Annotated in this window: 19 protein-coding genes; 16 read left to right on the top strand and 3 right to left on the bottom strand. The window is 33.6% G+C overall.

The window, feature by feature from the left end:
• The first annotated feature begins 32 nt into the window (after positions 1-32).
• The 5 genes from AC1EUY_RS09435 (at position 33) to AC1EUY_RS09415 (ending at position 6671) form a co-directional block, all read left to right on the top strand.
• Positions 33-392, top strand: coding sequence for a four helix bundle protein (locus AC1EUY_RS09435; RefSeq protein WP_480195277.1), 360 nt, complete (start codon positions 33-35; stop codon positions 390-392).
• A gap of 61 nt (positions 393-453) precedes the next feature.
• A complete protein-coding gene (locus AC1EUY_RS09430) occupies positions 454-1647 on the top strand; it encodes an acetyl-CoA C-acyltransferase (RefSeq protein ID WP_480195276.1) in 1194 nt (397 codons plus the stop codon).
• 34 nt (positions 1648-1681) lie between these two features.
• Positions 1682-2035 carry a four helix bundle protein gene (locus AC1EUY_RS09425; protein ID WP_480195275.1) on the top strand — a complete coding sequence of 118 codons (354 nt, stop codon included), beginning with the start codon at positions 1682-1684 and terminating at the stop codon, positions 2033-2035.
• Positions 2036-2067: 32 nt separating this feature from the next.
• Entirely contained in the window at positions 2068-3876 is a 1809-nt protein-coding gene (locus tag AC1EUY_RS09420) for an acyl-CoA dehydrogenase family protein (protein ID WP_480195274.1), read from the top strand.
• A gap of 197 nt (positions 3877-4073) precedes the next feature.
• Entirely contained in the window at positions 4074-6671 is a 2598-nt protein-coding gene (locus tag AC1EUY_RS09415; protein WP_480195273.1) for a zinc-dependent metalloprotease, read from the top strand.
• A gap of 340 nt (positions 6672-7011) precedes the next feature.
• On the opposite strand, the gene AC1EUY_RS09410 is transcribed toward AC1EUY_RS09415, so the two are convergent.
• Positions 7012-9645 carry a valine--tRNA ligase gene (locus AC1EUY_RS09410; RefSeq protein ID WP_480195272.1) on the bottom strand — a complete coding sequence of 878 codons (2634 nt, stop codon included), beginning with the start codon at positions 9643-9645 and terminating at the stop codon, positions 7012-7014.
• 126 nt (positions 9646-9771) lie between these two features.
• Between AC1EUY_RS09410 and AC1EUY_RS09405 the strand changes: the two genes are divergently transcribed.
• Complete coding sequence (locus AC1EUY_RS09405; protein WP_480195271.1) at positions 9772-10275, top strand: DUF1573 domain-containing protein; 504 nt, start codon at positions 9772-9774, stop codon at positions 10273-10275.
• Positions 10276-10301: 26 nt separating this feature from the next.
• On the opposite strand, the gene AC1EUY_RS09400 is transcribed toward AC1EUY_RS09405, so the two are convergent.
• Positions 10302-11642, bottom strand: coding sequence for an aspartyl protease family protein (locus AC1EUY_RS09400; RefSeq protein ID WP_480195270.1), 1341 nt, complete (start codon positions 11640-11642; stop codon positions 10302-10304).
• A gap of 144 nt (positions 11643-11786) precedes the next feature.
• Here AC1EUY_RS09400 and AC1EUY_RS09395 point away from each other — a divergent pair, with 144 nt between their 5' ends.
• The 3 genes from AC1EUY_RS09395 to AC1EUY_RS09385 all read left to right on the top strand — a co-directional run bounded on the left by AC1EUY_RS09395 (position 11787) and on the right by AC1EUY_RS09385 (position 15452).
• Entirely contained in the window at positions 11787-12977 is a 1191-nt protein-coding gene (locus AC1EUY_RS09395; protein WP_480195269.1) for a pyridoxal phosphate-dependent aminotransferase, read from the top strand.
• Positions 12977-13984 carry a UDP-N-acetylmuramate dehydrogenase gene (gene murB / locus AC1EUY_RS09390; RefSeq protein WP_480195315.1) on the top strand — a complete coding sequence of 336 codons (1008 nt, stop codon included), beginning with the start codon at positions 12977-12979 and terminating at the stop codon, positions 13982-13984. The genes AC1EUY_RS09395 and murB overlap by 1 nt, the downstream gene beginning before the upstream one ends.
• Before the next feature lie 169 nt (positions 13985-14153).
• The gene (locus AC1EUY_RS09385; protein ID WP_480195268.1) at positions 14154-15452 is read left to right on the top strand and encodes a Fic family protein; all 1299 of its coding nucleotides are present in this window, start codon (positions 14154-14156) and stop codon (positions 15450-15452) included.
• 199 nt (positions 15453-15651) lie between these two features.
• Here the strand turns inward: AC1EUY_RS09385 and aqpZ are convergent, their stop codons facing one another.
• The gene (aqpZ, locus tag AC1EUY_RS09380) at positions 15652-16338 is read right to left on the bottom strand and encodes an aquaporin Z (RefSeq protein ID WP_480195267.1); all 687 of its coding nucleotides are present in this window, start codon (positions 16336-16338) and stop codon (positions 15652-15654) included.
• A gap of 134 nt (positions 16339-16472) precedes the next feature.
• On the opposite strand from aqpZ, the gene AC1EUY_RS09375 reads away from it, so the two are divergent.
• The 7 genes from AC1EUY_RS09375 (at position 16473) to AC1EUY_RS09345 (ending at position 24689) form a co-directional block, all read left to right on the top strand.
• Positions 16473-16676 (top strand): membrane or secreted protein, encoded by a 204-nt coding sequence (locus AC1EUY_RS09375; RefSeq protein ID WP_480195266.1) that lies wholly within the window; start codon positions 16473-16475, stop codon positions 16674-16676.
• A gap of 15 nt (positions 16677-16691) precedes the next feature.
• The gene (locus AC1EUY_RS09370; protein WP_480195265.1) at positions 16692-17798 is read left to right on the top strand and encodes a glycosyltransferase; all 1107 of its coding nucleotides are present in this window, start codon (positions 16692-16694) and stop codon (positions 17796-17798) included.
• Positions 17798-18358, top strand: a complete 561-nt coding sequence (locus AC1EUY_RS09365; RefSeq protein ID WP_480195264.1) for an RNA polymerase sigma factor — start codon at positions 17798-17800, stop codon at positions 18356-18358. The genes AC1EUY_RS09370 and AC1EUY_RS09365 overlap by 1 nt, the downstream gene beginning before the upstream one ends.
• A 34-nt stretch (positions 18359-18392) precedes the next feature.
• Positions 18393-19610: an NRAMP family divalent metal transporter gene (locus AC1EUY_RS09360; RefSeq protein ID WP_480195263.1), complete on the top strand. Its 1218-nt coding sequence runs from the start codon at positions 18393-18395 to the stop codon at positions 19608-19610.
• A 22-nt stretch (positions 19611-19632) separates the two neighbouring features.
• Entirely contained in the window at positions 19633-20499 is an 867-nt protein-coding gene (gene lipA / locus AC1EUY_RS09355; RefSeq protein WP_480195262.1) for a lipoyl synthase, read from the top strand.
• 813 nt (positions 20500-21312) lie between these two features.
• Entirely contained in the window at positions 21313-21732 is a 420-nt protein-coding gene (locus tag AC1EUY_RS09350; RefSeq protein ID WP_480195261.1) for a nuclear transport factor 2 family protein, read from the top strand.
• A gap of 116 nt (positions 21733-21848) precedes the next feature.
• Positions 21849-24689 carry a M16 family metallopeptidase gene (locus AC1EUY_RS09345; protein WP_480195260.1) on the top strand — a complete coding sequence of 947 codons (2841 nt, stop codon included), beginning with the start codon at positions 21849-21851 and terminating at the stop codon, positions 24687-24689.
• Positions 24690-24706: the final 17 nt, after the last annotated feature.

Genomic DNA, 24706 nt, shown 5'->3' with positions numbered 1-24706 from the left:
AACTAGACATCTAGAACCAAGAAACTAGACTAATGAGTAGACATAACTTCAAAAAAATAAAAATTTGGCAAAATGGAATAGATTTGGTTAGTAAAAATTATAAACTAACAAGAACTTTTCCTGATTTTGAAAGATTCAATTTAATAAGTCAGATGAATCGATGTGCAGTGTCTATACCCTCAAATATTTCAGAAGGTTCTAGTAAAAGTTCAAATAAACATTTTAAAACATTTTTAGAGAATAGTTTAGGTTCAGCTTTCGAATGGGAAACTCAACTCATCGTTGCTAAAAACGAAAATTATATAAATCAAGAACAATTTGATGAACTGGAAAACCATATTCTTCAAATTCAAAAAATGATAGGAAAATTTATTGACAATTTAAATGAATGAAAAGTCTAGATTCTAGGCTTCTAGGCTCTAGGTTCTCGCTTTCAAAACAAGATTAATAACTATGACAAAGACCGCATATATAGTAAAAGGATATAGAACCGCCGTAGGAAAGTCTAAAAAAGGTGGATTTAGATTTAAAAGAGCCGATGAATTGGCTGCAGAAACCATCAAATACATAATGGGTACATTGCCTGAATTTGATGTAAAACGAATTGATGACGTAATTGTAGGTAATGCCATGCCTGAGGGATCACAGGGTTTGAATATGGCACGTATTATTTCACTAATAGGATTAGATTCTGTTGATGTGCCAGGGGTAACCGTAAATCGCTTTTGTGCTTCAGGCTTAGAAACGATAGGAACTGCAGTTGCAAAAGTTCAAGCAGGAATGGCAGATTGTATCATTGCTGGTGGTGCAGAAAGCATGAGTTCAGTACCCATGACAGGATTTAAGCCCGAGTTAAATTATGATGATGTGGTAAAGACAGGTCATGAAGACTATTACTGGGGAATGGGTAATACTGCAGAAGCCGTAGCTCAAGAATACAAAGTATCACGTGAAGATCAAGATGAATTTGCTTACAATTCACATATGAAAGCTTTAAAAGCACAAGCTGAAGATCGTTTTCAAGATCAAATTGTTCCTATAGAAGTTGACGAAACATATATTGAGAATGGCAAAAAAACAACACGTAATTTCACAGTTACAAAAGACGAAGGTCCTCGTCGTGGTACTAGCAAAGAGGCTTTAGCAAAATTACGTCCTGTATTTGCTGCTAACGGAAGTGTTACCGCTGGTAATTCTTCTCAAACAAGTGATGGTGCAGCCTTTGTCATGGTCATGAGTGAGGAAATGGTTAAAGAATTAAACCTTGAACCGATTGCTCGTTTAGTAAGTTATGCAGCCGCTGGTGTTCCACCGCGTATTATGGGTATTGGTCCTATAGTAGCTGTTCCTAAAGCTTTAAAACAAGCTGGTTTAACACAAAAAGACATTGAATTAATCGAATTAAACGAAGCCTTTGCATCGCAGTCACTTGCAGTGATTCGTGAATTAGGACTTAACAATGATATCATTAACGTAAATGGCGGTGCGATTGCTCTAGGGCATCCACTTGGTTGTACAGGTGCAAAATTATCTGTACAGTTATTTGATGAAATGCGCAAACGTAATATGCAAGGTAAGCATGGTATGGTTACAATGTGTGTAGGTACTGGACAAGGTGCAGCAGGTATATTTGAATTCCTTAATTAAGACACAAGACTGTTAGACACAAGAATCAAGACAAATGCACAACTTCAAAAAATTAAAAATTTGGACTGAAAGCATAAAACTAGTTCAAGATTCTTATAAACTAACAAGAACTTTTCCTGATTTTGAAAAATTTGGATTAGTAACGCAAATGAATAGATGTGCAGTTTCAATTCCTTCAAATATTGCAGAAGGTTCAAGTAAAAGCACTGACAAACATTTTAATAAATATTTAGAAGATAGTTTAGGTTCTGCATTTGAATGGGAAACACAATTAATTATTGCATTTAACGAAGATTATCTATCTGAAGAAAATTTTAAAGAATTAGAACAAAAAATAAAACAAATTCAAAAAATGATATCAAGTTTCCAAAAAAGACTTAAGTCTTAATTCTTGGTTCTTGAATCCTAAAATCTAACACTATGTCAGAATTAAATAAAGATATTTTACGCGGAGGACAGTTCCTAGTAAAAGAAACAAAATGTGAAGACGTATTTACTCCTGAAGATTTTTCAGAAGAACAAAAGATGATGAAAGAAGCGGTTATTGAGTTTAATGACCGTGAAATTATTGCACATAAAGCTCGATTTGAAGCTAAGGATTATGCGTTGACTGAAGAAGTAATGCGTAAGGCTGGTGAACTAGGGTTTTTAGGTGTTGCGGTACCTGAGGCATATGGTGGTTTAGGAATGGGGTTTGTTTCTACATGTTTAACATGTGACTACATATCTAGCGGTACAGGTTCTTTTAGTACAGCTTTTGGAGCACATACGGGTATTGGTACAATGCCAATTACCTTATACGGCACTGAAGAACAAAAACAAAAATATGTACCTAAATTAGCTACAGGTGAATGGTTTGGAGCGTATTGTTTAACTGAACCTGGTGCTGGTTCTGATGCAAATTCAGGAAAAACTACTGCTGAATTATCTGCTGATGGAAAATCCTATAAAATTAATGGACAAAAAATGTGGATCTCTAATGCAGGTTTTTGTCGTTTGATGATTGTTTTTGCTAGAATAGAAGATGATAAAAATATTACTGGTTTTATTGTAGAATATGATAAAGATAATCCTAATGGGATTACACTTGGTGAAGAAGAACATAAATTAGGTATTCGTGCGTCTTCTACACGTCAAGTATTCTTCAATGATACGGTCGTTCCTGTAGAAAATATGTTATCTGAAAGAGGAAATGGTTTTAAAATAGCCATGAATGCTCTAAACGTTGGGCGTATTAAACTAGCTGCTGCTTGTTTAGACTCGCAAAGACGTATTTTAACTACTGCTGTCGATTATGCGAATGAACGTAAGCAATTTAAAACTCCAATTGCAGATTTCGGAGCTATAAAAACAAAATTGGCGCAAATGGCTATGAATGCTTATGTAGGTGAATCAGCTACTTATAGAGCGGCTAAAAATATTGAGGATAGAATCGCTATACGAGAAGCGTCAGGTAATAGTCATCAAGAAGCCGAATTAAAAGGTGTTGAAGAATATGCAATTGAATGCTCTATCTTAAAAGTAGCAGTATCTGAAGATGTTCAAAATTGTGCAGATGAGGGTATCCAAATTTTTGGCGGTATGGGATTCTCTGAAGAAACTCCTATGGAAGCTGCATGGAGAGATGCGCGTATTGCACGAATCTACGAAGGTACTAATGAGATAAATAGAATGCTATGTGTTGGTATGCTTGTTAAAAAAGCAATGAAAGGACATGTAGATCTATTAAACCCAGCCCAGGCAGTTCAACAAGAATTAATGGGAATTCCTTCTTTTGATACACCAGATTATGCTGAATTATTTTCAGAAGAAAAAACAATGATAGCTAAACTTAAAAAAGTGTTCTTGATGGTTGCTGGTGCTGCTGTTCAAAAGTATGGTCAAGATTTAGAAGAGCATCAACAATTATTAATAGCTGCTGCCGATATTTTAATTGAAATTTATATGGCAGAATCTGCTGTTTTAAGAACTGAGAAAAATGCAAAACGCTTCGGTGAAGCTACTCAATCTGTACAAATTGCCATGTCTAAACTATATCTATATAATGCCATTAATATTATTGAAGATAAAGGCAAGGAGAGCATCATTTCTTTTGCCGAAGGAGATGAACAGCGTATGATGCTTATGGGCTTAAAGCGCTTCACTAAATATACGAATTATCCAGATATTGTTGACTTACGTAATGAAATAGCTGAAAAAGTGAAAGCAGAAAATAAATATTGTTTCTAAGAAATTGTTTCATCATTGAAACAAAGTTTGGTGGATTTTTAAAAAGTCACTTCTTAAATGAAGTGGCTTTTTTATTTTCAAGATATTAACACTTTTTAACAATTAGCTTCCATAATGAGCCTCGCTTTTTTTCTATATTAGCACAATTCAATTATGTATAATCATCATATTATACCCTATAAATTTAATTCACTACTATGAAAATTCAATGTTCAAAAGCAATTAAGCTTTTTTCGTTAACACTTCTTATGGCTGTATTTTTAGCGCCACAAAATATAGAAGCCCAGCGAAAAAAGAAAAAGAGAAAAGGCAAATCAGAAATGCCTGCAAAACCTGCTTCAAAAAAGAAAAAAGAGAAAACCATCAAAGAGCTTACAAAATCTAGTAAAGAGATTGATGGTTTATTTAAAATGTATCGAGATACGATTACAGGTTCGTTACAAATGCTTATTAAAGAAGATCAGATTGGTAAAGAATTCATTCACTTTAACCAAGTAGCTGACGGGGTTTTAGATGCTGGAAGATTTAGAGGTGCCTTTGGTGGTGAAAAAGTATTCAAAATAAAAAAGTATTTCAATAAAATTGAGTTCGTAACTCAAAACACATCTTTTTATTTTGATCCAAACAACCCATTATCAAGATCTAAAGACGCCAATACCAGTGAAGGTAATATGGCTAGTTTAAAAATTGAGGCGCATGATAAGAAAAACGGCTTATATCTTATTAAAGCAGATAATCTTTTCTTAAAAGAAACATTTTCTCAAGTAAAACCTCCAAGATTTCCAGGTCAACGCCCGACTGCGTTCACCTTAGGTAATCTAGATAAGAATAAAACAAAGATAAATGCTATTAGAAATTTTCCTTTAAATACAGATGTAGCAGTTGAATATGTATATTCTAAACCTTCAGTTCTTAATGGAGGATCTGCTGCTGTAACTGACGGAAGAAATGTCAGCATAAAGGTATTTCATAGCTTAATAGCAATGCCAGAGAATGATTATAAGCCGAGATTTGATGACCCTAGAGTAGGATACTTCTTTACACAAGTAACAGATCAAACATCTACGAGTTCAACTCCATATAGAGATTTAGTACATCGATGGAATTTAAAGAAGAAAGATCCTAGCGCGGCTATTTCTGAGCCTGTAGAACCTATTGTATGGTGGATAGAAAACTCTACACCATTAGAATGGAGAGCAACGATTAAAGAAGGTGTTGAAGAATGGAATAAAGCCTTTGAAAAAGCAGGTTTTAAAAATGCAATTGTTGCTAAAGTGCAGCCTGATGATGCCGATTGGGATGCAGGTGATATTCGTTATAATGTATTGCGTTGGACCTCTTCTCCAAATCCACCGTTTGGTGGCTACGGACCCAGTTTTGTAAACCCTAGAACCGGTCAAATTTTAGGAGCAGATATTATGTTAGAATATGTGCATTTTACCAATAGAGTAATGGCAGAAAAATTATATGATTTAGCATCTCCTGCAAAAGAATTTAATCCTTCTGAATATACAAAAAACAACAAAGTATTTTGTTCAATGGGCCATGAAATGCATCAAAATATGATGCTAGGTCAAGCAGTAATTACGGCAGAGGGTAATTCTGATCTAGAAATGAAACGTATCAAACGAGAAGGTATGATTTCACTGATTATGCATGAAGTTGGTCATACCCTTGGTCTCAATCATAATATGAAAGCAAGTCAGTTATTCTCACCTGAACAATTAGCTGATGCTGATTTTATAAAAGGTAAATGCTTAACAGGATCTGTAATGGATTATGCAGGTATTAACCTTACGAAAGATAGAAGCAAACAAGGTCATTATTATGATGTATCAGTAGGACCTTATGATGTCTGGGCTATTCAATTTGGATATACTCCTTTTAAGTCTGATGCAGAGAAGAATGCTTTATTAGAGCTGTCAACGAAACCTGAATTAATTTTTGGCAATGATGCTGATGATATGCGTTCTCCTGGTAAAGCAATGGATCCTAGAGTAATGACGGGCGATCTTTCAAATGATCAGATTGGATATTCTATTGATCGTTTTGAATTAGTCGATGATTTAATGAAAGATGTAAAATCTAAATTTTCTGTAAAAGGAAAGTCATATCAAGAGTTACGAAGAGCTTATTATACCTTAAGTTATCAAAAAGCAAGAGCTGGTGATATAATTTCTAGATTTATTGGTGGTGTATATGTTGACAGAGCTATGGCAGGTCAACAAGGTGAAACACAACCTTATACACCTGTTAGTTATGATGATCAGAAGAGGGCTATGAATGCGTTAAGTAAATATGTATTTGCTCCAAACGCTTTTAAGGCTCCAAGTGATTTATACAATTATATTGCGATGCAACGTAGAGGATATAATTTCTTTGGAGCTCCAGAAGATCCTAAAATTCATGGTCAGGTATTAACATATCAAAGAAATGTACTAAGACATTTATTACACCCATATACTACGCAAAGAATTGTAGATTCAGAATTGTATGGTAATAAGTATAAATTATCACAGATGATGACTGACTTAAACAATGCTATTTTTTCAGCAGATAGATACTCTAGCGTGAACTCTTTCAGACAGAATTTACAATTAGAATACACCAATATGTTGATTGATGCCTTAACAGGAAAACAGAGCAGTCGTTATTCAAACCCTGTAAAGTCTATGATACTTTATAATTTAAAGAATATCAGAACTATGGCTACGCCTAGTGGTAATATAGCTTCTAGAGCACATAGACAACATTTAAGAACTTTAATTGACAATGCATTAAAAGAGATTAATTAATTTTTCTTTTAATATTTATAGATAAAGAAAGCTGCTTAAAGCTAGTCATGGTCGGAAGAAATTCTGGCCATTTTTTTATGTTTCAAAATGGTCTAAGTTTCCTTGTGGATAAAAGCGCTTCTGGTATAACACCCAATATTTGACTTACTGTAATTTTATGATCTTTAAATACCGACATAATATATTGATTATCAGATAACAAGATACTAAAATTATATCATAAAAACAAAACAACAATCTGATAATCAATCAATTAAATCATTGCTAGAACTATTTCATAAAACAAAAAAGTCAGAAGAAAAAATCTTCCGACCATGACTGCTTACAAGTGGCGCTTTTTTTATCTCATACCAGCTAAACTGGCTTTAATCGTTTCTATTTTAGCGAGCGCGTCTGCTTCTTTTTTCTTTTCACTCGCAACTACTTGTTTGGGTGCATTATTAACAAAACGTTCGTTTGCTAATTTTTTCTGAACTGATTTTAGAAAACCCTCTGTGTAATTAAGTTCTTCTGTTAATTTTTTGACCTCATCTTCTACATCAATAGCTCCTATCATTGGTATAAAATATTCATTAGATTTTACTCTAAAACTCAATGCGCCTTCTACTTTTTCTTCAGTATAAGTAAGGTTGGCTACATTACCAAGTTTACCAATAACACTATCAAATTGAGTAGATACATTTTCAGAGTTGAGTATTGCTAAATCAATTGTTTCTTTAAAAGAAATATTTTTACTCTTACGAATAGTTCTTATACCAGAAACTACTTCGGAAGCAAAATCGAAACCTAATATGAGCTGAGTGTCTATCTCTTTAATACTTGGATATTGAGTAATAATTAAAGCTTCTTCAGGAGTTCTTTCTGTAATATGTTGCCATACTTCCTCAGTGAGAAACGGCATAAAAGGATGAAGAATTTTTAAATTGTTTTCAAAAATCCTAATAATGGCTTTATAGGTTAGTAAGTCTATAGGTTGTTTGTACCCTGGTTTAACAATCTCGAGTAACCAAGAAGCAAAATCATCCCAAACTAGTTTATAGATTGCCATTAACGCATCAGACAACCTATATTTACTATAATGGTCTTCAATATCAGCTAATGTTTTGTTAAACTTAGCATTATACCAATCTAATGCTATTTTAGACGATTGAGACTGTTCAATACTATTGCTTACTTTCCAGCCTTTTACTAAACGGAAAGCATTCCATATTTTATTAGCAAATTGTTTTCCCTGTTGACATAATGCCTCATCAAATAATAAATCATTACCCGCAGCCGAACTTAGTAAAAGACCTACACGAACTCCATCGGCACCATAATCTTCTATTAATTTTAGGGCATCAGGCGAATTACCTAATGACTTGCTCATTTTTCTACGCTGCTTATCTCTTACTAAACCCGTAAGATATACATTTTCAAATGGGCGTTTGTCTTTGTATTCATAGCCCGCAACAATCATTCTGGCAACCCAAAAGAACAAAATATCGGGCCCTGTTACCAAATCGTTTGTTGGATAATAATAATTCACTTCTTTATTATCAGGATTACGAATACCATCAAATACAGACATCGGCCATAGCCAGGATGAGAACCAAGTATCTAATACATCAGCATCTTGACGCAAATCATTAATTGAAAGTTGCTCATTTCCTGTTTTTACTTTTGCAAGCGCTAACGCATCTTCGCGATGCTCAGCAACTACAAAATCTTCTTTTCCGTCTCCGTAGTAGTAAGCAGGTATTTGTTGACCCCACCAAAGTTGGCGTGAAATATTCCAATCTCGAATATTTTCCATCCAATGGCGATATGTATTTTTAAACTTTTTAGGATACAACTTCACCTCTTCAGTTTTTAAAACAGCTTCTATGGCAGGCTTCGCTAGCGTTTCCATCTTTAAGAACCACTGATCAGATAATCTTGGTTCTATAACTGCTTTTGTGCGTTCAGAAGTTCCGACGTTATGTTTAATAGCTTCTGTTTTAACTAAAACACCTAGGGTTTCAAGTTCATTAGCTATCTCTTTTCTTGCTACTACTCTATCTTTTCCTTCATGGTGCAAGCCATAACTATTCATGGTTCCGTCGGCATTCAACACATCAATAATTTCTAATTGATGACGCTCACCAATTTCTTTATCATTTACATCATGCGCAGGAGTTACTTTAAGGCATCCTGTACCAAATTCAATATCAACATAATCGTCTTCTATGATAGGAACTACACGCTCACAGATTGGAACAATTACATTTTTACCTTTTAAATGCTTAAATCGCTTATCATTAGGGTTGATACACACGGCAGTATCTCCCAATATAGTTTCTGGTCGTGTTGTTGCAATCGTTACGAAGTTATTTTCACCTTCAATTGCATAGTTCACATAGTATAATTTATCGGTACGCTCTTCGTAAATAACTTCTTCATCAGAGAGCGTAGTCTGTGCTTCAGGATCCCAATTTACCATTCTATAACCACGATAGATTAATCCTTTATTATACAGATCAACAAACACTTTAATCACCGCCTGGCTCATATCATCATCCATAGTGAACTTAGTGCGTTGCCAATCACAGGACGCTCCAAGTTTTTTTAGCTGCTCTAAAATGATGCCTCCATATTCTTCCTTCCATTCCCAAGCATACTTTAAGAACTCTTCACGTGTTATATCATTTTTATCAATACCCTGATCTTTTAATTTTGCTACTACTTTTGCTTCTGTAGCGATAGATGCATGATCGGTACCAGGTACCCAACAGGCGTTTTTACCCTGCAAGCGTGCACGTCGTATTAACACATCTTGAATGGTGTTGTTCAACATATGGCCCATATGTAAAACTCCGGTAACATTTGGGGGAGGAATTACAATCGTATAAGGCTCCCTTTCATCAACTTCAGAATGAAAATAATTGTATTTCATCCAGTAGTCATACCATTTACTTTCAACACTTTTAGCGTTATATTTAGACGGAATTTCCATTTGGCTTAATTCTTGATAAAAATGAAGTGCAAAGGTACAATTCTAAGCAATATGTAAAAACTTTGCTCGTTATAATTTTAAGTTTAAAATGATTAACTTTACACCATAATATAAAGATATAGAAGTATGAAAAAAATAGTTTTTTTATTTGTTGGAATTTTTGCTTTTACAGCGTTAAGTGCTCAAGAAAAATCTGTCGTTGCTGAAGACGCTAATAAAGCTGAGAAAGTAGTTGCTAAACAGCAAGATGAAAATGCACCAGTGTTTAAATTCAAAAAAGAAACCATAGATTATGGAACTGTTGAGAAAGGAAGTGATGGAACGCGTGTTTTTTCTTTTATGAATACTGGAAAATCACCATTAATTATCTCAAGTGTAAAGGCAAGTTGCGGTTGCACAGTGCCTTCGCACCCAAAAGAGCCTATTATGCCAGGAGCAACGGCTGAAATAACTGTAAAATATGACACCAATAAAGCGGTACCTTTTAATAAGGCAATTACTATTTTTTCAAATGCTTCTGAACCTAAAAAGGTTATCTTTATTAAAGGTAATGTTAAAAAAGTAAGTGCTTTAACATTGTTAGAGCGAAAAGAGAAAAGTATGCTCTCTAACGATAAAGAGAATAATTAAGAAAAATGGCTTTCAAAACCGTTTTTTTAGAACATGTTTTTCAAGCGAAATGAATAAAACATTTTTTTGCCATTACGTTCTATCAACAACTTTATTAGTTTACCATCTTCCTTAGAAAACAGATGTATAACCTCTTCTAACTTCATATTGTACGCAGCTTTACCATTTACTTGTAAAATAACATCTTTAGGTCTTAACCCCGATAGTGCAGCAGGTGAATTTTCACGAACATGTGATATCATATACATGGGCTTAAAATCATACACAAGTTCGTACAAAATCTGAACTATAGGTTTTGAATTTTCTTTATCTGAGGTAAGTGTATAACTGTCTCTTACACCTGAACGATTGCCAATCAATATTTGCCCAGCATGAATAATATCTAAGCCACTTTTATTGTACAAAAATGGATCTTTAAAGTGGCTAGATTTTTTTTTGAGTACTAGCTTTTTGTCTCTATAGTTAATTAACAATCTAAATCTTTTTAAAATACCTGCACCAAGACTACCGTTACGTTCTTCAAATTTATAAGCGGTTGCCACTGAGGAAGAATCTGGATAGGCTACATTTGCATTTTTAAAACGATATCTACCAAGTATTACTTCGTCGATTTTTGATCTTCTTCCAAAAATATCTCCGCTTAATCCTTTACCCAGAAAATCTGAGAAATAGTTCTTAGGCAAATCTATATGTTTACTTGATCTATCAAAAAGCCATAAGCTTTTGCTTCCGCCAGTATCTATGAGTAATTTCGTTTCAATTAATTTATCCTCATCTTTTACTTTTATATCAACATAAGGTTTGTTACGATAAAAGCTCAAGTCAAAAACTTCACATTTTTTGCAGGGCTTGTAAGTGTAAAATTTGGGGTTATAGAATTTCAATCTTTTGCTTGAATAATTAATATCTATAATTACATCTCTAAAAAGATCACCACCAATAATACCATTGATGTTCATACCTAGCCTCGCTGACAAATCAAATTCTTTACCTGGAATTAGATATACTTTATGTTGACCATTTACCATTCTTCCAATTTTAACATAATTTTTTTCAGATAAAATAGCATCAATAAAATTACCTTCTCCTAATCCTCTCACTTTAATTTTTTGTGTGTTTTTTAAATTGGTAGAATCAGCTTCACTTAAGTTGAACATGATCGTATTATTAACACCAGTGTCTAATAAAAAATTGAGCTTAGAATTGTTTACTTCTACAGGAATAACGATTAAATCATTCACCATTTTAAAAGAAATGGAATGGCTTTTCGTATCGCCTTCAATCATAAACTTATCTTGAGAAAAAATAGAAAATAACGAAGAGAATAAAATAAAATACATAAGTAGTTTATATCGTATCGTTGGCATACTGTTAGGTATAATTTTAAAGCTACGAAAAACTTAGTATGTTAAAAAAAAATTAGCATAAATTTAACGATAGTAAAATCTTGCATAAACTATTTATTAATCCATAATAATTTCTCAAATTTGTTGCTTAACTAAGTATTGTTTATGCCTACTATATCTCAGAAAGGCTCTTTAATGCCTTCTTCGCCAATCCGTAAGTTAGTTCCTTATGCAGAAGCCGCAAAACAACGAGGAATTAAAGTATTTCATCTCAATATTGGTCAACCAGATATTAAAACACCTCAGATTGCCCTAGATGCTGTTAAAAATAATAATATTGATGTATTGGCGTACGCCAGATCTGAAGGTTCTCGAGAATACCGCGAAAAGTTGGCGAAGTATTATGAAAGACATCATATTCATGTTGAAGCCGATAGTATCATTGCCACAACTGGTGGTAGTGAAGCCTTACTCTTCACGTTTGGTAGTATCATGGATGCAGGAGATGAAGTAATCATTCCTGAGCCTTTTTATGCGAATTACAACGGATTTTCAACTGCCTCTGGTGTAAAGGTAGTTCCCGTAATTTCTAAAATTGAAGATAATTTTGCATTACCTCCTATTGAGGAATTTGAAAAACTTATCACTTCTAAAACGAAGGCAATTCTAATCTGTAATCCAGGAAATCCAACTGGGTATTTATACAGTAAAAATGAGATTCAAAAATTGGCATCCATTGTTAAGAAACATGACTTATTTTTAATTGCTGACGAAGTCTATCGCGAATTTGCTTACGATGGATTGCAACATTACTCCGTTTTACAAGAAGTAGCAATTGATAATCACACTATTGTTATTGATTCAGTCTCTAAGCGCTACAGCATGTGCGGCGCACGCATCGGATGTATCGTATCTAAGAATAAAGAAGTGATTCAAACAGCCTTAAAATTTGCTCAGGCGCGATTAAGCCCACCTACTTATGCCTTAATTGCCAGTGAAGCAGCCTTAGAAACACCACAAAGTTATTTTGACGCCGTAAAAGAAGAATATGTTGAGCGTCGCAATACCTTAATAAGCGAGTTACAAAAAATAGAAGGTATTAAAGTAGCGAAACCTAAAGGTGCTTTTTATTGTATTGCCGAATTGCCAGTTAAGAATGCTGATGATTTCGCACAATGGTTACTAGAAGAATTCAGCCTAAATAACGAAACGATTATGGTCGCACCAGCAGCTGGTTTTTATTCTACAAATGAATTGGGTTTGAATCAGGTTCGTATTGCCTATGTACTCAAAAAAGAGGATTTAATTCGTTCGGTAGAAATTTTAAAAGCAGCGTTAGAAACATATAACTCTTGATAGAAATTCAAAAAAACATATCGCTAAAACCCTATAATACTTTTGGTATTGATGTAAATGCACACCAATTTGTTTCAATAAACAGTCTAGATGATTTAAAAACAGTTATTACAAATAACAATGATTTCTTTATCCTTAGCGGCGGAAGTAATATGCTTTTAACTAAAGATATCGAAAAACTCGTTGTACATCTCAATTTAAAAGGAAAAGCGCTTGTAAATGAAGAAGATAATTATGTTTTTGTAAAAGTGCAAGCTGGTGAGAATTGGCATGAGTTTGTACTTTGGTGTCTTAATAATAATTTCGGAGGTGTTGAAAATATGTCGCTTATTCCGGGTAATGTAGGTACTGCCCCCATTCAAAATATTGGGGCGTATGGCGTAGAATTAAAAGATGTAATGTATGAATTAGAAGCGTTAGAAATTAAAACTAATACTGTTGTTACCTTCGAAAATAAGGATTGTGAATTTGGTTATAGAGATTCTATTTTTAAACGGCATGCAAAAGGTAACTACATCATTACAACTGTAACCTTCAAGCTTTCGAAAGAAAAACACGTACTTAATACTTCTTATGGTGCCATTCAGGCTGAACTAGAAAAAAATAGTATTGACGTTCCAACTATAAAAAATGTTTCGAATGCCGTTATTGCCATTCGAAAAAGTAAATTGCCAGATCCTAAAGAACTAGGCAATAGTGGGAGCTTCTTTAAAAACCCTGTAATGATAAAACATCAGTTTAGACAACTACAACATACATACCCAAAAATACCCTATTATGTTGTTTCAGAAACCGAAGTAAAAGTACCAGCGGGTTGGTTGGTGGAACAATGTGGATTTAAAGGACAACGCTTCGGCGATGCGGGTGTGCATAAAAATCAAGCCTTAGTTTTGGTAAATTATGGCAATGCAACTGGGCAAGAAATTCTTGAACTCTCTAAAAAAATTCAAAAAGCCGTAAAAGATAAATTTGATATTGACCTAGAAGCAGAAGTCAATATCATTTGATACTTCATAATTTAGTTTGTTTCTTAACATATTTTCTTCGAACTTCGCTTATCAATCGATATAGTTCATTAAAACGGAACCATATCTTAACGTTAGTAATAATATCCTGAAATTTGGATAATTGTGGTAAATATGTTAATTTTGAATTCATATTTAACATATCTGAACAATGAAGTTTGAAAATCCACCTCAAGCATTAATGACAGACGAATTAATCGATGATTACTTTGACAAGAAATATGCGGACTTTTTAAAAACTGCTGACGATAGGTATTTTTATTGGGAAGAACTTAAGCACAGAAAAAAAATGCCTTATAACGACCCACTCAAAGCGTGGAGTCTGATTAAACTGCATAGAAGAGGTAATTTCAAGAGAGTAAAATTTGGAAAAACTGAATTCAATTATTGTCTAACTGAAAATATCCAAGAAAACCTTCACGAATTTGATTTAAAACTCATAGGAGGATTATACAAAAACCCCATAACATCATTTCATAAAGCAGAGTATTTAAAAAACTCAATTTTAGAAGAGGCGATTTCAAGTTCACAAATAGAGGGTGCTGCAACAACAACTAAAGTTGCATTCGAAATGCTTAAATCTGGTCGAAAGCCCAGAAATGAATCTGAACAGATGATTTTCAACAACTTAAGAAGCATTAAACTTATAACTGAAGAAATTGACAAACCTCTTGATTTTGCACTTATAATAGAATTACACAAGACAATGACCGCAAGTACAAGTGCAGAATATTGTGCAGGAGATTTTAGAAATAAACAAATATATGTTCAAGACCACGTAGATGGAGAAATAGCACACACACCACCAGATTCTGAATTGGTTGAAAAATATATGGAAGATTTATGTGAATTTGCAAACTCGGAAAAACCTTTTATTCACCCTATCATAAAAGCTTCAATAATTCATTTCCAAATTGGCTACATTCACCCGTTTATGGATGGAAACGGAAGAACTGCAAGGGCATTATTCTATTGGTTTTTAGTAAAAAAAGAATATACGTTAATAAAAAATATTTCGATTTCAAGAGCAATTCTAAACTCACGTATCCAATACGACAAAGCATTTTTAAAAACTGAAAACGATAATAATGATATGACCTACTTTATCAATTATTCAATTAAAAGTTTACGCGTTGCTTTCGAAAGTTTAATTAAGTATCGAGACAAAAAGAAAAAAGATATTGAGCAAGCAAACCTGATTTCATATAAAATTCTAGATAAAGGGTTAAACAAACGACAAGCAGATTTAGTCGGTTTTCTATATTCAAAAGAAAAAGCAAAAATCAATATTTCCTCTTACTCTAAAAAACACGATGTTGTTCGACAAACCGCACGCAAAGATTTAAACGAATTAGTTAACGCTGGCTTAATCATTGAAGATAAAGATGGAAGAAATGTAGTATTTAAAATAAGTTCAAAAGAAAACATTGACAGATATTTGGAACAATAAGTACTATTGCCAACAATGCTAAAAATAATAGCGGTTTAATCGCTAAAACGAAAGTAAGTAAATATAAAAAAAGGTCTGTGTTTAACCGAAAAGTTAGTGTGTAAAAATCCGCTACTATTCTCTTATACTAGACCGATAAGCGTAATCAAAAAAATACCAGCCATAGAAGACTGGTATTCATTTTTTTTAAGAATGTTGATTATTCTTTATCGAACAGTGCCTTATGAATAAACCCAGCCACAATGGCTCCAGCAATTGGCGCTACCCAAAATAACCAAGATTGTGTTAAATATTCTCCTCCAGCAAACAAAGCCTGACTCATAGAACGCGCTGGGTTAACTGAAGTATTTGTAATTGGGATGCTTATTAAATGAATTAAGGTTAGCCCTAAACCAATGGCAATTGGGGCAAATCCTTTAGGAGCTCTTTCGTTAGTACTTCCTAAAATAATCAATAAGAAAAAAGCGGTTAGTAAAAACTCGGCAATAAATGCCGAAGTCATAGAATACCCACCAGGTGATAAATCTCCATATCCATTAGCAGCAAAACCACCAATACCATCAAAATCACTTTTACCAGAAACGATTAAATACAAAGCGCCAGCGGCAAGTATCGCACCTACCAGTTGAGAAATAATATAGGGTACTATTTCTTTGGTAGCATGCTTACCACCTGCCCATAATCCTAAAGAGACCGCAGGATTAAAATGTCCGCCAGAAATATGACCTACAGCATACGCCATGGTTAAAACTGTGAGACCAAATGCCAAAGCCACTCCAGCAAAGCCAATTCCAAGTTCGGGAAATGCGGCAGCAAAAATTGCACTACCACAACCTCCGAACACTAACCAAAAAGTTCCGAATACTTCGGCTAAATATTTTTTCATAATAAATAAGGTTAAATTAATTGATTATAGTTAAGACACTTATATGGTAATAAGGTCACAATATCTCAAATATACAATAATCTTTTTATGCCTTTATTAACCTTGTATTTTGTATCTTTGCCCAAAGTTTTTGTATGAAATTATTTCTAATCACACTCGGGTTATTAGCACTTGCGTTCGCTGGAATAGCCATAAAAATTTGGGCAAAAAAAGATGGTGAATTTGCGGGTACGTGTGCAAGTCAAAACCCAATGTTAAATAAAGATGGAGAAGCCTGTGGTTTTTGTGGTAAAACACCTGATCAGTTTGATAGCTGTGCTGAACCTCAGCATAAATAACTATGTTTGTAGCCTATGCTACTTACCATTCTTTTTTACACTTTTGTAGTTACGGTTGTTCTTCAGGTTTTGTATTGGCTATTCTTTTTTGGAAAGTTTGCATTCTCTACAGAGAAAAAAGAACAAAATCATACCAATCTTGCCGTATCCATTCTTATTGCGGCTAGAAATGAAGCACTAACTCTAAAAGAAAATTTACCAAACATCCTTAAGCAAGATTATGCTGATTTCGAAGTTATTGTCATTAACGATGCCTCAACCGATAGCACAGCACAAATCATCAAAAATTTTCAAAAAGAATATAAAAACCTAAAATATATTTCTGTACAGGCTACAAAAGAGTATGCTGGTAATAAAAAGAATGCCATCGCTAAAGGAATCGAAATGACTTCAAATGAATACTTACTGTTTACAGATGCAGATTGTACACCTGTATCACAGAACTGGATCACAGAGATGGTTTCTCAATTTGATGAAAAGACAAAAATTGTTCTTGGCTATGGCGCCTATAAAAAACGACCCAGCTTTATCAATAAAGTAATTCGTTATGAAACCTTACTAACTGCGATGCAATATTTTTCATATGCAAAGGCAGGATTGCCCTATATGGGCGTTGGTCGTAACTTATCATATAAAAAAGAGCTATTTAAGCAAGCGCAAGGTTTTCAATCACATATAGCAATAAAGTCGGGTGATGATGACCTCTTTATAAATCAGATAGCCACGAAAGAGAATACTACCATTCATTTTACAAAAGCTAGTTTTACCGTATCTGAACCCAAAAACACTTTTACATCATGGTTTCAACAAAAACGAAGACATATTTCTACGGCTACTCATTATAAACCTATTCATCAGTTTCTGTTGGGGTTATTTTATACCAGCCAACTCTTATTTTGGCTGTTAGCAATATTATTATTGACTTTTTCGTTAAATTGGCAATTCATAATAGTATTCATAACCATTCGATTTATCGCTCAATATAGTATTATATCAAAATCTGCTTCAAAATTATATGAGCAAGACCTTGTTGTATTTACACCTGTATTAGACTTCTTATTAGTGCTTACCCAATTGGGTTTGTTTTTTAGTAATATAATTCAAAAACCAAAACATTGGTAATGGGAGAGAAAGGTAAAATAACAGAAGCCATTCAACGAGCAAAAAAAGGAGAAGAAATTGCCTATACATTACTTTTAAATACTTTTTGGAAAGATGTGTATCGATTTATATCGAGTAAAACAAATGATGAAAATGAAGCAGAAGACATCACGATAAAGTCATTTGCCAAGGCTTTTGATAAAATCGCAACCTTCGATGAAAAATATAAGTTCAAACCTTGGCTATTGACTATTGCCAATAACTTATTGATCGATCAACTTCGTAAGCAAAAAAACGAGACCATCTCTATACACAAAGAGAGTGCTGAAGCCTATAAAATTAAAGATGAAGAACCTACCCCAGTAGATAAATTAATTATAGAGCAAAATTTAGCAGAGTTATTAGCATATATCAAACAATTAAAACCCCATTATCAAGAGATTATCAATTTGCGTTTCTTTCAAGAAATGAGTTATAAAGAAATTGCAGAAGAAACGGATGAGCCCATGAATAATGTAAAGGTAAAACTACTCCGTGCTAAAAAATTATTAGCTGAAATTATTAAGCACTCGAATTCTTGATTTATTTGTACTTTCACGCAACTATTGAATTTAGATGAAAAAAATCCTACACTCATTAGGTCCGGGTTTATTATTTGCTGGTGCCGCCATAGGGGTTTCACATTTAGTACAATCAACGCGCGCAGGTGCCGATTTTGGCTTTGGCTTACTTTGGGCATTATTATTGGTAAATCTATTTAAATATCCTTTTTTTCAGTACGGTCCAAGATACGCTTCAGCAACAGGAGAAAGTCTAATTGATGGTTATCTAAAATTAGGGAAAGGTGTGCTCTGGACTTATTATTTGCTCACCTTTGCAACCATGTTTACCATCCAAGCAGCTGTTACGATTGTAACAGCGGGATTGGCATCAAACTTATTTGGCATCACTACCAATCCAATTATATGGAGCATTATTATCACTAGTATATGTCTTCTCATATTAATGGTAGGAAAGTACAAAGTATTAGATAACCTTATTAAGGTAATTATCATTACACTCACTATAAGCACTGTAGCTGCAGTGAGTATTGCCATATTCAATTCGAATACATCGGTAGGTTTTGAACAAGTTCTGCCTAAGGGTAGTATTGAAATTGCTTTTTTAATTGCCTTTTTAGGCTGGATGCCGGCACCACTTGATATCTCTGCATGGCACTCACTTTGGGCACTCGAAAAGCAGAAAGCAACAGTTGAAGATTTTACTCCCAAAAAAGCATTATTTGATTTTAATATCGGTTATATAGGTACTGTGTTTTTAGGTATTTGTTTTATTACGTTAGGTGCATTGGTTATGTTTGGTTCTGGAGCATCTTTCGATAGCTCTGCGGGTAAGTTTGCACAACAACTCATCAATTTATATACTGAAAACTTAGGAGAAAAAACGTCTATTTTTGTAGCTATTGCGGCATTTACTACCATGTTTAGCACGACGCTAACAACACTCGATGCATCGCCGCGCGCTATGGCAAGATCTACAGAATTGCTTTTTGAAAAAAAATATAAGGCAAACTACTTAATTTGGATTCTATTATTATCAGCTGGCACAATTATAATACTCTCTTTCTTTGTAAAGAACATGAAAGACATGGTATATATTGCAACCATACTATCGTTTTTAACCGCACCATTTTATGCCATTGCTAACTTTATATTAATAGCTGGCAAGCACACGCCTAAAGCATGGCATCCTTCTACACCAATGAAGCTATTGAGCTATTTAGGCATCATTTTCTTGATTGGGTTTAGTATTTGGTTTCTAATGAATTCGTAAATTTGCAATTCAAAATTGAAGTATGGCTGAGGAATCTGTAATTATACCCACAAAAAAACCAAAATGGTTACGTGTAAAATTACCTGTAGGTAAAAAATATACGGAGCTAAGAGGGTTGGTAGATAAATACAATCTACATACCATTTGTACAAGTGGTAGTTGCCCCAATATGGGCGAATGCTGGGGTGAAGGTACGGCTACGTTTATGATCTTAGGAAATATCTGTACGCGTTCGTGTGGATTTTGTGGTGTAAAAACAGGCAGACCTGAAACGGTGGACTGGGAAGAGCCCGAAAAGGTTGCACGTTCTATTAAGATTATGCAGATAAAGCATGCTGTGGTAACTTCAGTTGATCGTGACGATCTAAAAGATGGTGGCTCTATCATATGGGCTGAAACTGTGAAAGCAATTCGAAGAGCAAATCTTGAAACGACTCTTGAGACTTTGATACCAGACTTTCAATTAATTCATAAAAATATTGACAGAATAGTAGCGGTTGCTCCAGAGGTAGTATCTCACAATATGGAAACTGTACGTCGTCTAACTCGTGAAGTTCGTATACAAGCGAAATACGATCGTAGTTTGGCAGTCTTAAAATATTTAAAAGAGCAAGGTATTAAGAGAACCAAATCGGGTATTATGCTCGGATTAGGTGAACGTGAAGCAGAAGTGATTAAAACTATGGAAGATTTGCGAAATAATAATGTGGACGTAGTTACAATTGGTCAGTATTTACAACCTAGTAAGAAACATCTTCCAGTTAAGGAATTTATAACACCAGAGCAATTTAAAAAGTACGAAGAAATAGGTCTAGCTATGGGCTTTAGACATGTTGAAAGTGGTGCTCTAGTACGATCTTCCTATAAAGCTCAAAAGCATATTCTTTAATAAATTAACAGTTTTCTAACACTGTTTAACGCCTTATTAACTCAATAAAAGCAATATATGTAAGATATTTGCGTTGTAGAATAGAAGCAAACTACCAAAAGTTTGTTTTCATTGTATAAATTATTTGAGTTAGTTAAAAGAAAACGTCCTTAGTTATAAGGGCGTTTTTTTATTTCTAAGAAATAAAATTTTCGATCAAAAAAAGTTTGGCACGAGAATTGATACGTTATTAATGAAGCAAATTTAAGGTTTGTTTTCATTGTATGAATTATTTGAGTTAGTTAAGAAATTCGCCCTCTTTTTGAGGGCGTTTTTTATTTTTAACATATATCTTTTTTAAATTAATATCTTTAGCCCTCATTAGTATGGTTACATGGAATTTGGTAGAGAACTTTTATTTTTCTTTAGTGCCTTAGGTGCTTTAACAGACTCGTTTTAAGCCTATGCTTCATATTCTTTGCCAAACCTAAGCATATGAACTAGCTCAGCATATAGAACAAATAATAACCAAGGAAGAATTATTTAAAAATGTCAATTTAAAATCTTCTGATCTTGTCAAAAAAGTACAATTAACAACGCATTAACCTTCACTATTATTAAATGATAATTTAGGTAAGAATTTTTCACTTTTTTATTAATATTAATGAGTATTGTATTGAAGCTGCAAAAAAATGTTAACTAAAAACCATCAGTTTATAATCGAAGCTATTGGTTATAAATGTAAGTTTAATTCTAAATCTACATTTTTTTACTACCTTTAAAAAGATAGCAGATACGATACTATCACAATAAAGTAATCAAAAAATCATAAAAATGAAAAAAGTAATCGCCGTAGCATTGTTACTATTTGGGCTATTCAATATGAATAGTCAGTCTGAAATAGAAAAAATCAATAAAGTATTATACGATTATATTGAGGGAACAGCAAATGGCCAGCCCGATCGCCTACGTAATGCTTTCCATGAAGATTTCAACTTGTATTTCACTTCAAACGACACCTTACAAGTTTGGTCTGGTAAACAATATATTGATAATTTAAAAGAAGGAAGAAAAAGCAATCGTATTGGTAAAGTAATTTCTATAGATTATGAAGGTGATGCGGCTATAGCTAGAATTGAAATTCTAATGCCGTCGAGAAAACGCATTTATACCGATTATATGCTATTATTAAAAGTAGAAGGAAAATGGAAAATTATTCATAAATCATTCACCTACAAGGACTATCCTGAATAATGTTAAAAAAATAATTTATAAGTAGTTTTTTAAAAACATTTAACAAAATCAATTAGAGTTTAAGTATCAATTTCTATAATTTCGTGACATTCAAATTTCTAATTAAAATGGCCCTCATGAAAGCTATCAGATTCAAACTCTTTTTCTTCCTTATTTCATTTGCTTTTTTTACAAGCTGTAAAAAAGAAAATGTCAATACAACAGCAGATACCGAATTTAAAGTTGACTATGAAAAGTTTACTTTAGATAATGGTTTAGATGTAATTTTTCATATTGATAAATCAGATCCTGTTGTCGCTGTAGCGCTTACAAGTCATGTAGGTTCCGCAAGAGAAAAAGAAGGCAGAACAGGTTTTGCACATCTTTTTGAACACCTACTTTTTTTAGAATCAGAAAATTTAGGAAAGGGTGGATTAGATAAAATGAGTGCAAGAATTGGTGGATCTGGAGCTAACGGATCAACCAGTAGAGACAGAACGAATTACTATCAAACAGTGCCTAAAGATGCGCTAGAAAAAATGATATGGGCAGAAGCAGATAAATTAGGTTGGTTTATCAATACAGTTACAGAACCTGTACTTGCTAAGGAAAAGCAGGTAGTTAAAAATGAAAAAAGACAAAGTGTTGACAATCGCCCTTATGGTCATACTTTTTATGTTGTTGGTAAAAATTTGTATCCAAAAAACCATCCATATAACTGGCAAGTTATAGGCTCTTTAGAAGACCTACAAAATGCAACGTTAGATGACGTAAAAGAATTTTTTAGAAAATGGTATGTTCCGAATAATGTAACGCTAACAATAGCTGGTGATTTTGATCCTGCACAAGCTAAAGAATGGGTAAAGAAATACTTTGATGAAATTAAACGAGGAGACGCTATTCCAAAAATGGAAAAACAACCAGTTACTTTAGAAACAACTAAAAAATTATATCACGAAGATAACTTTGCAAGATTGCCTGAACTCACACTTACCTGGCCTGGTGTACCTATTTATGATAAAGATTCTTATGCCCTAGATATTTTATGTCAATATTTATCGGAAGGTAAGAATGCTCCGCTATACAAAGTATTGGTTGAGGATAAAAAACTCACTGCAAATGCAACTATGTTTACCTACAATTCGGAAATAGCTGGACAAACCATGATAAGTGTTCGTGCTTTCGAAAATGTTAGTTTAGATAGTGTAAAAGTGGCTATTGAGGTAGCACTAAAAGACTTTGAAGTCAACGGAATTAGCGAAAAAGACTTAAATAGAATAAAGGCAGGTCTAGAAACAGATTTTTATAACGATTTAGGGAGTGTACTGGGTAAAGGATTTCAATTAGCACAGTATAACATATATAAAAATGATCCTAGTTATATTGATCAAGATGTCAAGAATATTTTAGCAGTTACGGCAGATGATGTTATGAATGTTTACAACAACTATATAAAAGATAAACACTATGTAGCTACGAGTTTTGTGCCTAAAGGACAATTGGCACTAGCACTAACCAATTCACAAAAGGCAGCAGTAGTTGAAGAGCAAATAGTACAAGGTAATGAAGAAACATTTGATACTAGTATTGTGGCTGAATATGAAAAAACACCATCATCTTTCGATCGATCTGAGGAACCTCCTTACGGTAAAACTATTGAGGTAACTACACCGCAAATTTGGAAAGAAACGCTTGCTAATGGTATTAAATTATCGGGTATTGAAAATAATGAAGTTCCGCTTGTTCGTTTTGAAATGACTATTGAGGGCGGACAATTACTAGATGATCCAAACAAAGTTGGTGTTGCAAATTTACTAGCTCAGTTAATGACTGAAGGCACAAAAAATAAAACACCTCAGCAATTAGAAGAGGCAATTGAGCAACTAGGTGCTGAGATAAATATGTTTGCCAATAGAGAAAGTATTACAATTACAGGAAATTGCCTAGCGAGAAACTTTGAAAAAACTATGGCATTAGTTGAAGAAGTACTTTTAGAACCTCGTTGGGATGTAAAAGAATTAGATCGTATTAAACAAAGTACAGTAAGTCGTATTAAGCAACAACAAGCGAACCCAAATAATATCGCAAATAATGCATATAATTTATTAATTTATGGTAAAGATCATATCTTCTCGCAAAACATATTAGGTAGTGAAGATATTGTTAAAGACATAACTATCGATGATTTGAAAAATTATTACAATACTAATTTTTCACCATCAATTACTAGTTTCAATATTGTTGGTGACATTACAAAAGATAAGGTCGCTAATTCATTTTCAACTATTAATGAAAAGTGGGCTTCGAAGGAAGTTATATTTCCTGAATATACAATGAATTCTGTACCCGAAAAATCTCAGGTATATTTCTATGATGTTCCTGGAGCCAAACAGTCGGTGTTACGTTTCGGCTATCCTGCATTAGCAGCAACAGATGAAAATTATTATCCAGCACAAGTAATGAATTATATCTTAGGTGGTGGCGGATTTGCTTCTCAGTTAACACAACAACTTCGTGAAGGAAAAGGATATACATATGGTATTGGCTCTGGGTTTTCTGGCACCAAAATTCCAGGTACTTTTACCATTGGAAGCGGCGTACGCTCAAATGTTACTTACGAATCTGCTGCTTTAATAAAAGACATACTTGAAAAGTATGGTGAAAATTATAGTGAGAAAGATTTAGAGACTACGAAGAGTGCATTGATTAAAAGTAATGCCAGAGCTTTTGAAACTTTAAACTCTAAATTAAATATGCTTGACAATATAAGTGCTTACGGCTGGAGTAATGATTATGTAAAACAACGAGAAAATATTGTTAAAAACATGACTGTAGATAAAATAAAAAATTTGTCGAGTAAATATTTAGATGCCAATAAAATGATCTATTTGGTAGTTGGTGACGCTGCATCTCAGAAAGATAGATTAAGGCAATTAGGTTTTGGTGAACCTGTTTTATTAAATAAAGCGAATAATTAGTCGCTCCTTAATTTCTG

The organism is Maritimimonas sp. 2210JD6-3, assembly GCF_056591795.1.
Note: the sequence above shows the minus strand (reverse complement) of the source record. Positions and strands in the feature narration are given on the sequence as shown.

Excerpts from the sequence above, each read along its gene's own strand:
- AC1EUY_RS09415 (WP_480195273.1), top strand. The coding sequence starts at position 4,074 with ATGAAAATTCAATGTTCAAAAGCAATTAAGCTTTTTTCGTTAACACTT.
- AC1EUY_RS09375 (WP_480195266.1), top strand. The coding sequence starts at position 16,473 with ATGAAATTATTTCTAATCACACTCGGGTTATTAGCACTTGCGTTCGCT.
- AC1EUY_RS09405 (WP_480195271.1), top strand. The coding sequence starts at position 9,772 with ATGAAAAAAATAGTTTTTTTATTTGTTGGAATTTTTGCTTTTACAGCG.
- lipA (WP_480195262.1), top strand. The coding sequence starts at position 19,633 with ATGGCTGAGGAATCTGTAATTATACCCACAAAAAAACCAAAATGGTTA.
- AC1EUY_RS09400 (WP_480195270.1), bottom strand. The coding sequence starts at position 11,642 with ATGCCAACGATACGATATAAACTACTTATGTATTTTATTTTATTCTCT.
- AC1EUY_RS09370 (WP_480195265.1), top strand. The coding sequence starts at position 16,692 with ATGCTACTTACCATTCTTTTTTACACTTTTGTAGTTACGGTTGTTCTT.
- AC1EUY_RS09430 (WP_480195276.1), top strand. The coding sequence starts at position 454 with ATGACAAAGACCGCATATATAGTAAAAGGATATAGAACCGCCGTAGGA.
- AC1EUY_RS09365 (WP_480195264.1), top strand. The coding sequence starts at position 17,798 with ATGGGAGAGAAAGGTAAAATAACAGAAGCCATTCAACGAGCAAAAAAA.
- AC1EUY_RS09385 (WP_480195268.1), top strand. The coding sequence starts at position 14,154 with ATGAAGTTTGAAAATCCACCTCAAGCATTAATGACAGACGAATTAATC.
- AC1EUY_RS09435 (WP_480195277.1), top strand. The coding sequence starts at position 33 with ATGAGTAGACATAACTTCAAAAAAATAAAAATTTGGCAAAATGGAATA.
- AC1EUY_RS09420 (WP_480195274.1), top strand. The coding sequence starts at position 2,068 with ATGTCAGAATTAAATAAAGATATTTTACGCGGAGGACAGTTCCTAGTA.
- AC1EUY_RS09360 (WP_480195263.1), top strand. The coding sequence starts at position 18,393 with ATGAAAAAAATCCTACACTCATTAGGTCCGGGTTTATTATTTGCTGGT.
- AC1EUY_RS09345 (WP_480195260.1), top strand. The coding sequence starts at position 21,849 with ATGAAAGCTATCAGATTCAAACTCTTTTTCTTCCTTATTTCATTTGCT.
- aqpZ (WP_480195267.1), bottom strand. The coding sequence starts at position 16,338 with ATGAAAAAATATTTAGCCGAAGTATTCGGAACTTTTTGGTTAGTGTTC.
- AC1EUY_RS09395 (WP_480195269.1), top strand. The coding sequence starts at position 11,787 with ATGCCTACTATATCTCAGAAAGGCTCTTTAATGCCTTCTTCGCCAATC.
- AC1EUY_RS09425 (WP_480195275.1), top strand. The coding sequence starts at position 1,682 with ATGCACAACTTCAAAAAATTAAAAATTTGGACTGAAAGCATAAAACTA.
- AC1EUY_RS09410 (WP_480195272.1), bottom strand. The coding sequence starts at position 9,645 with ATGGAAATTCCGTCTAAATATAACGCTAAAAGTGTTGAAAGTAAATGG.
- AC1EUY_RS09350 (WP_480195261.1), top strand. The coding sequence starts at position 21,313 with ATGAAAAAAGTAATCGCCGTAGCATTGTTACTATTTGGGCTATTCAAT.